Source organism: Haloarcula onubensis (genome assembly GCF_031624605.1).
GTDB lineage: Archaea > Halobacteriota > Halobacteria > Halobacteriales > Haloarculaceae > Haloarcula > Haloarcula onubensis.
Map to the genome: position 1 here is coordinate 383,001 of NZ_JAMQOS010000004.1, position 12,997 is coordinate 395,997.

The following is a 12,997-nucleotide window of genomic DNA, read 5'->3' on the forward strand; positions in this document are numbered from 1 at the left end:
CGACCGAAAGGAAACGTATATACTAACCCCTCCGTAACCAGAATACGCAGGGCCGGTAGCTCAGTCTGGCAGAGCGACGGCCTCTTAAGCCGTCGGTCGAGGGTTCAAATCCCTTCCGGCCCGTACAGCGGTCCGTCGAACGCAGTGAGACGGTGCGCGAATCGGGCGGAAAGATTTGAATCAGGGAGGAGCGTCGCTCCGACCGTGGTTCAAATCCCTTCCGGCCCGCTTTCCTGCACCGTGGACAACTCCGTGAGCAGCGACGGCGTCACCGGGGGGCATACCGAGACGACTCTCCGGATGCGACGACAGTGCAAGGGGTAGCCGAGTGGTGTCTACTCAGAAACTATTTACCGCTGACTGAAGTGGACTCACTCGTGTCCCTCCCACTGTTACAGGTACCCGGCGGTCCAGAACTGTTCATCATCGGACTGATACTCCTCGTCGGCCTGGTAGTGTTCGTCGCCGGACTCGCGGCGACGTACTGGGTCTACAGCGACGCGAAGCAACGCGGGAACGACAACGCCGTCCTCTGGGGCGTCCTGACCCTGCTCGGCTTTTTCATCGGGCTCGTCCCCGGCGTGTTGGTCGTGGTCATCTACGTCTTCGTCGGCCGCGAGTAGGTCAGTCCAGTCGCTTCCGCATCTCGACGTGCGGGATGTCGGCCTCCTCGAAGGTGTCTCCGACCGCGGTGTAGCCCACCCGTTCGTAGAACCCCTGGACGCGCACCTGCGCGTGGAGGACGGCGTCGGTCGCGCCGCGGTCGACGGCGACCCGCTCGGCGGCGTCCATAACCCGGTCGCCAAGGCCGTCGCCGCGGTAGTCGGACAGCACGGCGACGCGCTCGATTTTCGCCGTCGATGCGTCGACGAACCGGAGGCGGGCCGTGGCGACGGGCGTTTCGTCGTCGGTGAGGACCACGTGTGTCGCGGCGTCGTCTTTCCCGTCCATCTCGACGGCCTCGGAGACGCCCTGCTCCTCCATGAACACGTGCCGCCGGACGGTGTGGGCCATCTCGACAACCGCCGCGTCGCTGCCCACGTGGCGGGTGTAGCTGGTCATGAAAGCCCTCCGAGGGCAGCGCGGGAGAAGGTTCCGCTAGCTGTCGGGGCTGTAGTTGGGCGCCTCGTCGGTAATCATCACGTCGTGGGGGTGACTCTCCTGCTGACCGGCCGCGGAGACACGCACGAACTCGGCGCGCTCCTTGAACTCGGGGATGGTCTCGGCGCCGACGTAGCCCATGCCCGACTGCATCCCGCCGACGAGCTGGTGGAGTTCGGATTCGAGCGAACCCTTGTAGGGAGTCGCGGCCTCGACGCCTTCGGGGACGTAGTCCTCGTCCTCGTCGTCCTCCTTGAGGTAGCGCTCGCCGCCGCCCTCGTTCATCGCGCCGACGGAGCCCATGCCGCGGTACTGCTTGTACTTCTTGCCGTTCATCTGGATGACGCGGCCGGGGGCCTCGTCAGTCCCGGCGAAGTAGGAGCCAAGCATCACCGCGTCCGCCCCCGCGGCGATGGCCTTGATGGCGTCGCCGGAGTAGCGGATGCCGCCGTCGGCGATGACGGGCACGTCGTGCTGGCTCGCCACGTCGGCGACCTGCGAGACGGCCGTAATCTGGGGCATCCCGGCGCCGGTGACGACGCGGGTGGTACAGATAGAGCCCGGGCCGATGCCGACCTTCACGCCGTCGGCGAAGTCGACGACGGCTTCCGCGGCCTCGCTGGTCCCGATGTTCCCGACGACGACGTCGGCCCCGACGGTCGCCTTTATCTCGCGGGCGCTGTCGATGACGTTCGCGTTGTGGGCGTGGGCGCAGTCGATAAAGAGGACGTCCGCGCCGGCCTCGTCGGCGGCCTCTGCACGGTCCATCTCGAAGGGGCCGACGGCGGCGCCGACCCGGAGCTGGCCGTCGTCGTCGCGGGCGGCGTCGTCGTACTCGCGGCGCTTAAGGACGCCACGCATCGTGATGAGGCCGACGAGGCGGTTCTCGTCGTCCACGATGGGGACGCGCTCTATCTTGTGGTCGTACATCAGTTCCAGCGCCTCACGCGGGGTCACGCTCTCCGAGGCGGTGATGACCTCGTCGGTCATCGCCTCGGTGACGGCGTCGGACTCGCCGACTTCGAGATAGGGTCGGATGTCGGTGCCGGAGATGATGCCCAGGACCTCGTCGGTCTCGCCGTCGACGACTGGTGCGCCGGAGACGCCCTTGCGGTCCATCATCTGGTCGACCTCGCGGACCGTCTGGTCGGGGTGGGCCGTGACGACGTCGCGGATGATGAGCTCGTCGTAGCGCTTGACGCGCTCGATATCGGCGGCCATCTCGTCTGTGTCCATGTTGCGGTGGAGGACGCCCAGCCCGCCCTGGCGGGCCATCGCGATTGCCATGTCGCTCTCGGTGACGGTGTCCATCGCCGCCGTGAGGACCGGGACGGTCAGCTCGACGCTCTTCGAGACGCGTGTCGCGGTGTCGGCCTCGTCCGGTTCCACCCGGGACTCTTTCGGTCGCAGCAGTACGTCGTCGAAGGTCAACGCCTCCGGAACGCGGAGTTTCTCGGAGAAGGGCTCGGAATCGTTCGCCATGTAAGTCGTCCATGACCGCCGGGCAAAAACGTTGCGAGACTGGCATGGGCTGTGGTGGCCTCGCATACCGTGGTCGCCACGGCAGCGTGGGTGTCCCCGGGTCAGAATCGTGTGGTGTTGTCCCAAATGCCACTCTACACTACGCCCGTCCAGTTGTATGTGCTAAATTCCCACGTTTCACGGAGTGTGGTCCCGGTTCTCACACAACGCTTATACCATCCTGAAAGTTAATTATAGATATGCGCTGCTCCCACCCCACCAGCGACCTCACCGACCGGCAAGCCTCGTGCTCAACGGCGGCCAAGACATTTTCGGTGGGCTTTGGGAAGTGGAGCCGGCTCCCGGCCGGGCTCGACCGCGCAGCAGCCACCCGCGGGGAGTCGGGGTATCCCCAGCACTGACACGCGATGAGTAGCTCCAGACACCCGGTCGCACTCGACATCGAGCGGCAGGTCGGTCGCGGCGGCCGACTGCTGGCGACGGTGATGTGTCTCCCGCTCGTCGACGGTATCTTCCCCGTGCTGGTCCTCGCGGGCGCGCTCACGACCTGGACCGGCATGCTCGAGGTCGGCCTCCTCGTCTTCGGCGGCTCCGCGATGGTCGCCGTCGTCCTCGCGGAGATGGACGGCACCCCGCGACAGCAGGCCACGACGGTGTTGCTCATCGGCGCCCTGTTGATACCGGTCGCCGTGCTCGAAGCCGCGATAGCGCCGACTATCGCCGGTGTCGTCCATCTCGCTACGTTCGAGCGCTTCGCCGGTATCGTCATCCTGGCTATCGCGGCCCAGACCGCGAGCGCCCGCGTCGGCGAGTTGCTCCCGCGACCTGCTATCATCGTCGGCCTGGGCCTCCTGGCGAGCGTGGACCCTGCCGGCGCGACGTTCGTCGTCGATGCCGACCCGGCGATGCTGGCCCGCGCCGCGGCGACGGCCGGCATCGGCGTCGGATTCGCCCTCGTGGTCGCTCTGGCCAGCCCGTGGCTCCGCAACGCCGTCGACATCGACCGCTTCCGCTTCGGTAGCGCCGTCGCGCTGGGCGTGCTCGCGCTCTCCGTGCTCGGTCTGCTCCCCACCCAGGCCCCGCTCGCGCTGGCCGTCCTCGGCGTGACCGCGCTGCTCTCGTTCGACCCCGAGAACGCCCGCGAACGCCACCAGGAGTACCATCCGGACGCCGTCGACCTCACGGCCGCGTTCTCCGACGGCGGGGCCTCGCAGGGCGTCGCGGCCGACGAGCGCACGGACGACGGGAAGGCCGTCGAGTACGACCCCGACCAGGAACGCGCGCCGTGGCTCTAGGGCCGTCGACGCAGGCTGCGCTACGGGCATCGGTCCTTGCCGAGACTGAATCAGACGCGCACATCGGTCTTTGTCGCGATACACACGCTGACTACCACTCACACAGACGTTCGCCAGAGGGGAAGCTTTAGGCGGCCGACGCTCCGCCTTTCGGTATGGCCGACAATCGCGTGGTACAGGGGCGAATGCAGACCCCCGAGAGCCTCGCCGAACTCATCGAAGGCGAGAGCGTGATGGACGCAGAACCGATAGAAGACGCCGACCGAGACTGCCCCGAATGCGGCGAGAACGTCCTCGCGGTGGGGTATATTCCCTCCGCGCTGGAGTTCGTGACCGGCTACAAGTGCCAGGAGTGTGACTGGTCGGCGACCGACCGAGACTGAGACGGTCCGCTGTCGCGACGTGCGCTGACTCGGTGGCAGTCCGCCCGCGTCACGTAAGACAGGTGACAGTGGCGCGTCCCGCAATCGAAATCCCTTTACTACCAATCGGCATACGACGGAGTGCGGGGTCGTGGCCTAGTCCGGGAAGGCGGCTGACTCCAGAGGCCACGCGCCAGGGACGACATCCGAGGGCTGATATACTGAGCGACCGGCTGATCACCGGCCCGCGACGATGACCCTCTGGAGTTCCGAGGCGCTGGACGGAGATATCAGCCGATCGGGGGTTCAAATCCCTCCGACCCCACTGCATTTTGCCGCGAATTAATTCGTGAGCGGCAATGCTGTCACGTCGAGGGATTTGAGCCCAGAGGACGAGCGGAGCGAAGTCCTCGCGGTTCAAATCCCTCCGACCCCGTACACTACATCACTACAGCTGCGCTTTTTGCCGCTTCTCAGACGGTGGGTCTCGGTGAGCCGTGTCTCCGACCCAGCGGAGACGCTGTCGCTCATCTGTGTGCCCTGTGGAAACATATCCGGGCCGCCCACCGAAACTGTCGCACTCGCCGCTCTCCTGATTCGCTACCGGAGTGTTGGCGGTCACCAGTTGGGAACACGTCCGAACGTCGCCACTGGCGAGATGTGCAATCTGCCCGTAACGAGCCCATAACAACGTCGAAATACCGATACCGAAGCTGTATGAGCGCAACCAGACGGCGGTACGCGTGGCTGCTGGTGCTGACCACCGGTGCCGGCGGAGCCGCTTTCGTCGCCGTGGTTGCGCTTTTCATCCTGTTCGGGAGTCCGAACGGCGTCACCTTCGGGGCGATTCTGTGGTTCGCCTGCGTGAGTGCGGTCGTGACCAGCGCTGGCGTCGTCCAGAAACGGTCCGCAATCGACCGGCCGAGACTCGTCGTCATCGGGGCTCTCGTCGCCGTCGTGTTCCTCCTGGTGCCGCTGTGGGCGCCCGCTCTCGACGCGGCCGGCTCTCGGTCCAGTTCGTCCTACAGTGGGACAGTCGCATCCGACGAGTCGTCCGGGTTCTCCTTGCAAGACCACCCCGGGGTGGAGCACCACAGCCTCACACTCGAGGGGGGCGACCGGGTGCAAATCGCCATCGACGGCAAGGCCGGCTGGGAGATTCAGCCGCCCGACGGCGACACAGTCTCGGGAGTGGCCGGCGGCCCCCATCCCGAGGCTGTTACTGTCTCCGACGGCGTCGTCTCCTACACGGCAAACGAGACGGGGACACACACTGTGAGCGTCTTCGCAGAGCCATACAGCAAAGCCAGCTACCGCGTCTCCATCGAGGAGGCAGCGGGCTGAGCGCGCGAGGAGACGACTGACAGGCGCTCGACCCCGAGCCGACCGGTCCCGTGTCTCGGAACCCACCAGTCCAATCGTGACGGCTTGTGGCATGCTGCTGTAGCCAGGACATCAGCTACCGGAACCGAGATTGTCAGAAAGAAAATTATTGTTCCGTTCGACTCGCTTCGCATGGACGAATCGGCCTCACGCCGTGGCTTTCTCGGCGCCCTGGCCGCGACAGCTGCCGGCGCCACCGCCGGGTGTGTCACTGCAGCCGGTGGTCGGGCCGGACAGCAGACCACCGGGACACCGGCGGACGGGTCAGCGCCGTCGGACCGAGCGTGGATCGGGCGACACGGTCTCTCCTCGTCACAGTACCAGCAGCGGTTCGACGAGTGCAGTGCCGACGGCTATCGGTTGACAGACGTCAGTGGTTACGGCCGTAACGGCAGGCCTATTACGCTGCCATCTGGGAGCGGACGAATTGACGGGTCGACGCGAGTCGACGTCGCTGGCCCGGACGGCGACGACCACTTTCTCGCTCCCCACCCCCGGCTCACGCCCTACAGGCTGGAGATGGGGCCGCCGTCGACGAGCGAACCGGAGTCGAACACGCGACCCGGGAGTCCCGAATCCGGCTCGAACTTGCCGCCGGCACCGGCATCGTGGAACGGCCCGGGAGCGGGCTGCCGGCGCGTCCGACGACGGCTATCGACTCGCGCTGTCGGGCCGTGAGACACGGGAGCTTTACCGTGCGTATCTGACTGTGGACGGGGCCGACGGCACCGAACCGGACATCGCTATCGCGTATCTGCGGGCGATGGCCGGGCGGGTGGCACGGGTAGACCAGTGACCCCGCCGGTCGGCGGCGGCCGTTCACCGGCAGCGGGGTGTGCTGGCTTGGCTCCCGGCCCGGACTGCGTGACTTTCATCGGCACCGGCCTCCCCACAGACGTCACAGGTGACCACGGTTCGACCCGGCCGCCAGGACCCGTCGTCCCAGCCCGACAGAGTCACAGAAACACGTGACATTCCGGGTAGAAGCCGCCAGGAAGCTTCACTCGGACCCTCGCTACGGGCGGGGCAGACGGTTGCGCGGTGCCTGCCGACGCCACACTTACGGTGATATCGCGATGATAGACAGCATACTATCCGTGGAGGTACGCTGTACAGAGTGTGAAACGACCCGCAAGCGGGTCGTGACACGTAGGTGCCGACCCACCGACCCTGGTCGAGGATGTCTGCAGTTGCGAAAGCGAGGACGGCTGTGGCGAGAGGACGAAACTCAGCGTCGAGGACTGGGACGAACCCCGACCGGATGCGGACGCTTGGAAGGCGTCTCAGTCGAGTGACTCCAGGTCGCTCTCCTTGCAGATACTGACGAACCGCTCCAGTGGGAGCAACGCGTCCGGTTCGATTGCTATGAAGACACCCCGCATAGGGCCACGGACGAAGTGGAAGCACATGGCGTCCTCGAAGCTGTGCATCGTACAGTTGAGCTTCCCGACCCGAAACACCGATTCCAGATACTCCGTGCCCATCCCTTCCAGAATCAGTTCCTCGTGGATTTTGTCGAAAATCCTCGGTTTCTCCTGGATGTCCGCTCGTTCGTACCGGAGGTTCCAGTCGTGTTCCTTGTAGGTAGCTACGGCCCTGAGATTCTCATCGAGCTCGTCCCGGAGGTTCACAACCAAGGACATATAATCACATACAATTGGCTCGTAGTTAAGGATACTGACCGACCCTATAACCGCAGACAGAGACTGTTTCGACCGCTCTGAGAGCGACTCTGTGGGTTCACAGCTAGTCGATGTCCACTTCGCTGATTGTAGAAATACGGGCCAGAGAATATGAGTTATCCGTCTGGAGTGCACCGCTTGGGATAGCGAGAGTCAAAGTATGTCAGGGAAATACGATCTGGTCATCGTCGGCGGGGGAATCAGCGGGGCATCGCTGCTGTACACGACCGCGAAGTTCACGGATATCGACTCCATCGCCTTGGTCGAGAAGGAAGCCGAGGTGGCGGCCATCAACTCTCACCACACGAACAACTCACAGACGCTGCACTTCGGGGACATCGAGACCAACTACACGCTCGAGAAAGCCCGCGAAGTGAAGGAGGGCGCGGAGTTGCTAGCGGGCTATCTGGAGAACCACGACCCGGACCGCGAGATGCACGCCAAGCGCTCGAAGATGGTGCTCGCAGTGGGCGAAGACGAGGTTCCACAGCTCGAAACGCGGTACCACGAGAAGGGGTTTGGCGACCTGTTCCCGAAGCTCCGGCCCATCGGCCGCGAGGAAATCGCGGACATCGAACCGAAGGTCCTGGAGGGCCGCGAGCCCGACGTCGATATGCTCGCACTCCAGACGCCCGACGGCTACGTCGTCGACTACGGGATGACGGCCGAGTCCTTCGTCGAGCAGGCGACCGAGGAGGCGAACGTCGACGTCTACACCGGGACGGCGGTCACAGACATCACGCCGACACTGGATGGCTACACCATCGCGACCGAGGACGGTCGCTTCGACTGTGACGCGGCCGTCGTCGCCGCCGGCTCCCACAGCCTCCAGATGGCCAAGGAACTGGGCTACGGCGAGGACAAGGTCCTCCTTCCTGTCGCGGGCAGTTTCTTCCTCGCGGACGACCTGCTGAACGGGAAGGTGTACACCCTGCAGATGAAGAAGCTGCCGTTCGCCGCCGTTCACGGCGACGCCGACGTGCACGACGACTCCATCACGCGTTTCGGCCCGACGGCGAAGCTCGTCCCGGCGCTGGAACGGGGCAACGTCTCGACGGTCTCCGATTTCCTGGACGTGTTCGGGCTGAACGCCGCCTCCTTTCTCAGCTACGCCAACTTCCTCTCGGACAGAGTGCTCCTGCCCTACGTCCTCCGGAACCTCCTCTATGACCTCCCGGAGGTCGGCCCGCGGCAGTTCCTCCCGCACGTCCAGAAGGTCGTCCCCAGCGTCGAACTGGACGACATCGAGCGCGCGAAGGGGTACGGCGGCGTCCGACCACAGATTGTCGACACGAAGGCCAAGTCCCTCGACATGGGGGAGGCGAAAATCGTCGGCGACGACATCATCTTCAACATCACCCCCTCGCCCGGGGCCTCGACGTGTCTGAAGAACGCGATGCGGGACACCCACACGCTCGTGGACTTTCTCGACGGCGAGTACGAGTTCGACGAGGCCGCCTTCCGCGAGGCCACCATCGGGCAGTTCCCGTACGCCGAGGGGGCCGACGCGCCCGCCGCGAGCGGCGCCGACGCCGCCGCCGAAGCGCCGGCCGACGACGACTGAGACGGGTCGGGGACGCTCGACTCACTCCCACGACATAAGTGTCTCCGAGGCTATATTTCTGCACGATGGTCACCGACCAGTCCAGCGACCCGGCCGTCGAGGTAGCGGACGAACCGACGCTCGCACGGACGATTATCGAGGAACGCGACGGCTATCCGGGCCACGTTCCCGACTCCGAGGGCCGGGGCGACCACGGCCTGCTCCGGGTCGGGTTCCACGACGACGAGGACCTCAAACAGCTCTCCTGGGAGCAGTTCCGCGAGGAGTTCGAGGAGAAAGACCTGGTGGCACTCTATCGGACCGACGAGGAACCCGTGGAAGCGGATAAACCGGTCGTCCTCAGGGAACGTGACGACGTGGACCTGAGCGGGGAGTGAGTGGCGGCGCCGCTACCGCCCGGCGTTGCGTGACGGAGAACAAGAAAATTAATAACGAGTTGTGTCGAGTTGAACCTTGGGGGCCTGGTTGTGGCATAGTGCACCCACCAGTTCCCCGTTTACTGACCGGGTAGCGACGCGAATCGGCTGGCGGAGAGGTTTTGAGGGACCACGTGTATCCACCTGGTATGGACGCCGCGCGACTGCCCGGCACCGCCGCGCCCGACCAGGTGGTCGCCCACGTCGACATGGACTGTTTCTACGCGGCCTGCGAACAGCGCCGGGACCCCGAACTCGCGGGCGAGCCCCTGGTCGTCGGGATGGGGTACGAGGGCGGCGAGACACACGGCGCCGTCGCGACGGCGAGCTACGAGGCCCGGGCGTTCGGCGTCGAGTCCGCGATGGCCATCTCCGAGGCGCTGGAGCGACTCCCCCGGCGCGCGGACGCCGACCCCGATGTGGACGCCGAGACGGGTATCTACCGCCCGGTCGACATGGACTACTACGAGTCTGTCGCGGCGGAGGTCAAGGCGATACTCCACGCCGAGAGCGACACCGTCCGCGAGGTCAGCATCGACGAGGCGTACCTGGATATCACCGAGGCCGTCGGCTGGGACGGCGCCGCGGGGTGGGCGAGCGACCTGCGGGCGACCATCGAGTCCGCGGTGGGCGTCGTCGCCAGCGTCGGCGTCGCCCCGACGATGAGCGCCGCGAAGGTGGCGAGCGACCGGGAGAAACCGGACGGACAGGTCGTCGTGCGCCCGGGGGAGGTCCGCGAGTTCTTCGCCGACCTCCCCGTCGAGGACGTCCACGGGGTCGGCCCGGTGACTGCCCGAGAGCTGGCGGCACTCGACATCGAGACGGCCGGTGACCTCGCCGACGCCGACCCGGAGACCCTCGAAGCCCGCTTCGGCGAGCGGGGCCGGGAGATATGGCGCTACGCCCGCGGCGCGGACACCAGGGAGGTGACTCCGCGCGGCGACCCCAAGAGCCTCTCGCGGGAGTCAGCGTTCACCGAGGCCGTCGCGGACGTCGCGGAGAAAGAACGGAAGGCCACCACGCTCGCCCGCGCCGTCGCGGACCGCGCGAGCCGGAAGGACGCGCGCTACCAGACCGTCGGCATCAAGGTGGTCGAACCGCCGTACGAGGTGAACACCCGCGCCCGCTCGCTGCCGGGGCCCGTCGCGGACGCCGACCTGGTCGAGGCCATCGCGCTGGACCTGCTCTCGGAGTTCGCCGACCGGCCGGTGCGGAAACTCGGCGTCCGCGTCTCGAACCTGGACTTCTCCGCCGGCGAGCAGGCCAGTCTGGGCGGCTTCGAGGGCGAGAGCGACACCGGTGCGGCCAGCCCCGAGAGCCACGGCGACGACCGGGACCAGACAGCCGACGGCCAGGCGAGTCTGACTGCCTTCGACGGCGACGAGTCGGCGGCCAGCGGGGCAGCGTCCGACGAGCGGAGCGAGTCGGGTTCGGCCCCCGACGGCCAGGCGTCGCTGGGTGACTTCGAGTAGTCGGGGGCCGCGACCCCGGTCAGGAGACGCCGTTCTCAAGATTCTCCAGGAGTTTCCCGACGAACAGTCCCGCTCGGGGCGAGATGGTGTCCTCCTCGGGGACGGTCCGTGGGTGGGCGGCGAGCGTCTCGACGAACTGCTCGCTGTGGGTCATCGCCGAGAGCATATCCACCACGTCGACCACGAGGCCCTCGTCCGAGGTGTCCATGTGCGGGTACCGCTCTTTCTGGCTCTCGGCGTAGGTGATGGTCCAGGCCGGACCGCCAACCGCCGTGACGATGTCGGCGAGCGGGGCGACGGCCACCTGGCCGTCCGGGGCACCGACGTAGACCGTCTCGTCCTCGACGAACGTCTCGTAGCGTGCCATCGTGTCCCAACCCCGGTTCGGATTCACCGACGCACGCCAGCGTCATAGCCCTTGCTCCGAACGGGCCCTTCTGACGCCCGTCTGACGGAGCATTATAGGGACAGCGCCGCTCTCTACGGTAAGAACCCATGGCAGAGACTGAACGCATCACCGTGGCCGACACGAGTTCCGGGCCCGGCGGGCTGGAGGACCCCGGACAGTCCGTCGACATCCCGGTGGTGGAACTGCTGACCGGTCGCGGGTTCATCACCGGGAAGAGCGGGTCGGGGAAGTCAAACACCGCGAGCGTCGTCGCGGAGAAGCTCCTGGACAACGGCTTTGGCCTGCTCATCGTCGACATCGACGGGGAGTACTACGGGCTCAAGGAGGAGTACGAGATTCTCCACGTCGGCGGCGACGAGGAGTGTGACATCCAGGTCACGGAAGAACACGCCGGCAAGATAGCCTCGCTCGCGCTGGAGCAGAACGTCCCCATCATCCTCGACGTCTCGTCGTTCCTGGACGAGGAAGAGGCCGAGAGTCTGCTGACCGAGGTCGCCAAACAGCTGTTCGCCAAGGCGAAAAAGCAGAAGCAACCCTTCCTCCTGCTGGTCGAGGAGTGCCACGAGTGGATTCCCGAGAAGGGCGGGATGGGCGAGGTCGGAAAGATGCTCATCAAAATCGGGAAGCGCGGCCGGAAACACGGACTGGGCATCGTCGGCATCAGCCAGCGCCCCGCCGACGTGAAGAAAGACTACATCACCCAGTGTGACTGGCTCGTCTGGCACCGCCTGACGTGGAACAACGACACGAAGGTGGTCGGGCGCATCCTCGACAGCCAGTACGCCGACGCCGTCGAGGACTTAGACGACGGCGAGGCGTTCATGATGACCGACTGGGCCGAGCAGGTCCGGCGGGTGCAGTTCCACCGCAAGCAGACCTTCGACGCCGGCGCCACGCCCGGCCTCGACGACTTCGAGCGCCCCGAACTCAAGTCCGTCAGCGAGGACCTCGTCTCCGAACTGGAGACCATCAGCGAGGAGAAACAGGCCACGGAGAACCGCATCAAGGAACTCCGCGAGGAACTGGACAAGAAGAACTCCCGCATCGCCGAACTGGAGACGGAACTGCAGGACGCTCGGGACCTCCAGCGGATGGCCGAGCAGTTCACCGACGCCCTGCTGGGCCACGTCGAGGGCGCCAATCCGGGCCGGACCGCGAAAGACGAGATGCGCCGCAAGCGCGAGCGGTTCCAGGAGCCGGGGTCGGACAGTCAGCAGGACGCCGCCGCGTCGGCTGCTACCGAGACGGACGAGGACCCGGCGCCGGATACGACCTCCGGCGGCGGCTTCGGCGACGCGTTCAGCGCCTTCGCGGACGACGGCGTTGCGATGAACGGCGGGAGCGAGGCGAGCAACGGCGCCAGTGCCGACGGCACCTCATCCGACGACGAGTCGGTACAGGGAAGCACGGACGCGGCGCTGGAGGCCGCCCTCGCGGCCGTCGCCGACGACGAAGGGAGCGCGAACGGGGACGGGGATGCCGAGACGGCGGCCGCCGGCGCGGACAGGCCCGAGGTCGTCCGCGACATCGAGACCGACATCCTCGAACTCGAGGACAAGACCCGTCGGATGCTCGCCTACTACCAGGAACACGGCCCCGGAACGCCGCTGAACGCCCACTTCTCGGCCGGCGGGTCGGGCGACCGCACCGCCGCCTACGCCCGGAACCGGACCCTGCGGCTCCGCGGCCTCGTCGAACACGTGGGCCGCGGGAAGTACGATTACCGGCTACCCGCGCTGGTTCGCGAGGAGGGCGACGGCATCGACGACGAGACGGCAAGCGAGTACGCCACGGAAATCGAGCGTGCGGTCGTCGACGAGGCGCGCTGAGA

General features: G+C 66.3%; 14 protein-coding genes and 2 tRNA genes. 12 read left to right on the forward strand and 4 right to left on the reverse strand.

Annotated elements, in window-relative coordinates:
- Window positions 1–49: 49 nt before the first annotated feature.
- Together NDI86_RS14075 and NDI86_RS14080 are read left to right on the forward strand one after the other, a co-directional pair.
- Window positions 50–123, forward strand: a tRNA-Lys gene (locus NDI86_RS14075).
- Between the two features lie 254 nt (window positions 124–377).
- A complete protein-coding gene (locus NDI86_RS14080; protein WP_310901073.1) occupies window positions 378–623 on the forward strand; it encodes a hypothetical protein in 246 nt (81 codons plus the stop codon).
- 1 nt (window position 624) lies between these two features.
- Here the strand turns inward: NDI86_RS14080 and NDI86_RS14085 are convergent, their stop codons facing one another.
- Together NDI86_RS14085 and guaB are read right to left on the reverse strand one after the other, a co-directional pair.
- Window positions 625–1,062: a GNAT family N-acetyltransferase gene (locus NDI86_RS14085; protein WP_310901074.1), complete on the reverse strand. Its 438-nt coding sequence runs from the start codon at window positions 1,060–1,062 to the stop codon at window positions 625–627.
- A 36-nt stretch (window positions 1,063–1,098) separates the two neighbouring features.
- Window positions 1,099–2,583, reverse strand: a complete 1,485-nt coding sequence (gene guaB / locus NDI86_RS14090) for an IMP dehydrogenase (RefSeq protein ID WP_310901075.1) — start codon at window positions 2,581–2,583, stop codon at window positions 1,099–1,101.
- Between the two features lie 239 nt (window positions 2,584–2,822).
- On the opposite strand from guaB, the gene NDI86_RS14095 reads away from it, so the two are divergent.
- The 6 genes from NDI86_RS14095 to NDI86_RS22120 all read left to right on the forward strand — a co-directional run bounded on the left by NDI86_RS14095 (window position 2,823) and on the right by NDI86_RS22120 (window position 6,301).
- Window positions 2,823–2,984, forward strand: a complete 162-nt coding sequence (locus NDI86_RS14095) for a hypothetical protein (protein ID WP_310901076.1) — start codon at window positions 2,823–2,825, stop codon at window positions 2,982–2,984.
- Window positions 2,985–2,990: 6 nt separating this feature from the next.
- Window positions 2,991–3,878 (forward strand): DUF5794 domain-containing protein, encoded by an 888-nt coding sequence (locus NDI86_RS14100; protein WP_310901077.1) that lies wholly within the window; start codon window positions 2,991–2,993, stop codon window positions 3,876–3,878.
- A gap of 155 nt (window positions 3,879–4,033) precedes the next feature.
- The gene (locus tag NDI86_RS14105) at window positions 4,034–4,261 is read left to right on the forward strand and encodes a DUF5795 family protein (protein WP_310901078.1); all 228 of its coding nucleotides are present in this window, start codon (window positions 4,034–4,036) and stop codon (window positions 4,259–4,261) included.
- A gap of 124 nt (window positions 4,262–4,385) precedes the next feature.
- A tRNA-Trp gene (locus NDI86_RS14110) sits at window positions 4,386–4,565 on the forward strand.
- Between the two features lie 392 nt (window positions 4,566–4,957).
- A complete protein-coding gene (locus tag NDI86_RS14115; RefSeq protein ID WP_310901079.1) occupies window positions 4,958–5,584 on the forward strand; it encodes a hypothetical protein in 627 nt (208 codons plus the stop codon).
- A 171-nt stretch (window positions 5,585–5,755) separates the two neighbouring features.
- Window positions 5,756–6,301, forward strand: coding sequence for a hypothetical protein (locus NDI86_RS22120; protein WP_417936274.1), 546 nt, complete (start codon window positions 5,756–5,758; stop codon window positions 6,299–6,301).
- Window positions 6,302–6,906: 605 nt separating this feature from the next.
- Here the strand turns inward: NDI86_RS22120 and NDI86_RS14120 are convergent.
- The gene (locus NDI86_RS14120; RefSeq protein WP_310901080.1) at window positions 6,907–7,266 is read right to left on the reverse strand and encodes a DUF7522 family protein; all 360 of its coding nucleotides are present in this window, start codon (window positions 7,264–7,266) and stop codon (window positions 6,907–6,909) included.
- Between the two features lie 199 nt (window positions 7,267–7,465).
- Between NDI86_RS14120 and NDI86_RS14125 the strand changes: the two genes are divergently transcribed.
- The 3 genes from NDI86_RS14125 to dinB all read left to right on the forward strand — a co-directional run bounded on the left by NDI86_RS14125 (window position 7,466) and on the right by dinB (window position 10,757).
- Window positions 7,466–8,869 carry an FAD-dependent oxidoreductase gene (locus tag NDI86_RS14125; protein WP_310901081.1) on the forward strand — a complete coding sequence of 468 codons (1,404 nt, stop codon included), beginning with the start codon at window positions 7,466–7,468 and terminating at the stop codon, window positions 8,867–8,869.
- A gap of 65 nt (window positions 8,870–8,934) precedes the next feature.
- Window positions 8,935–9,246 (forward strand): hypothetical protein, encoded by a 312-nt coding sequence (locus NDI86_RS14130; RefSeq protein WP_310901082.1) that lies wholly within the window; start codon window positions 8,935–8,937, stop codon window positions 9,244–9,246.
- Between the two features lie 188 nt (window positions 9,247–9,434).
- Window positions 9,435–10,757, forward strand: coding sequence for a DNA polymerase IV (gene dinB, locus NDI86_RS14135; protein ID WP_310901083.1), 1,323 nt, complete (start codon window positions 9,435–9,437; stop codon window positions 10,755–10,757).
- Window positions 10,758–10,776: 19 nt separating this feature from the next.
- On the opposite strand, the gene NDI86_RS14140 is transcribed toward dinB, so the two are convergent.
- On the reverse strand, window positions 10,777–11,124 hold the full coding sequence (locus NDI86_RS14140) for a hypothetical protein (RefSeq protein WP_310901084.1): 348 nt from the start codon (window positions 11,122–11,124) through the stop codon (window positions 10,777–10,779).
- A 128-nt stretch (window positions 11,125–11,252) separates the two neighbouring features.
- Here NDI86_RS14140 and NDI86_RS14145 point away from each other — a divergent pair, with 128 nt between their 5' ends.
- Window positions 11,253–12,995 carry a helicase HerA domain-containing protein gene (locus tag NDI86_RS14145; protein ID WP_310901085.1) on the forward strand — a complete coding sequence of 581 codons (1,743 nt, stop codon included), beginning with the start codon at window positions 11,253–11,255 and terminating at the stop codon, window positions 12,993–12,995.
- Window positions 12,996–12,997 lie beyond the last annotated feature (2 nt).

Bases quoted from the DNA above. Each gene is read 5' to 3' on its own strand.
- NDI86_RS14140 (WP_310901084.1), bottom strand. From the start codon at position 11,124: ATGGCACGCTACGAGACGTTCGTCGAGGACGAGACGGTCTACGTCGGT.
- NDI86_RS14120 (WP_310901080.1), bottom strand. From the start codon at position 7,266: ATGTCCTTGGTTGTGAACCTCCGGGACGAGCTCGATGAGAATCTCAGG.
- dinB (WP_310901083.1), top strand. From the start codon at position 9,435: ATGGACGCCGCGCGACTGCCCGGCACCGCCGCGCCCGACCAGGTGGTC.
- NDI86_RS14125 (WP_310901081.1), top strand. From the start codon at position 7,466: ATGTCAGGGAAATACGATCTGGTCATCGTCGGCGGGGGAATCAGCGGG.
- NDI86_RS14105 (WP_310901078.1), top strand. From the start codon at position 4,034: ATGGCCGACAATCGCGTGGTACAGGGGCGAATGCAGACCCCCGAGAGC.
- NDI86_RS14115 (WP_310901079.1), top strand. From the start codon at position 4,958: ATGAGCGCAACCAGACGGCGGTACGCGTGGCTGCTGGTGCTGACCACC.
- NDI86_RS14095 (WP_310901076.1), top strand. From the start codon at position 2,823: ATGCGCTGCTCCCACCCCACCAGCGACCTCACCGACCGGCAAGCCTCG.
- NDI86_RS14130 (WP_310901082.1), top strand. From the start codon at position 8,935: ATGGTCACCGACCAGTCCAGCGACCCGGCCGTCGAGGTAGCGGACGAA.
- NDI86_RS14085 (WP_310901074.1), bottom strand. From the start codon at position 1,062: ATGACCAGCTACACCCGCCACGTGGGCAGCGACGCGGCGGTTGTCGAG.
- NDI86_RS14145 (WP_310901085.1), top strand. From the start codon at position 11,253: ATGGCAGAGACTGAACGCATCACCGTGGCCGACACGAGTTCCGGGCCC.
- guaB (WP_310901075.1), bottom strand. From the start codon at position 2,583: ATGGCGAACGATTCCGAGCCCTTCTCCGAGAAACTCCGCGTTCCGGAG.
- NDI86_RS22120 (WP_417936274.1), top strand. From the start codon at position 5,756: ATGGACGAATCGGCCTCACGCCGTGGCTTTCTCGGCGCCCTGGCCGCG.
- NDI86_RS14100 (WP_310901077.1), top strand. From the start codon at position 2,991: ATGAGTAGCTCCAGACACCCGGTCGCACTCGACATCGAGCGGCAGGTC.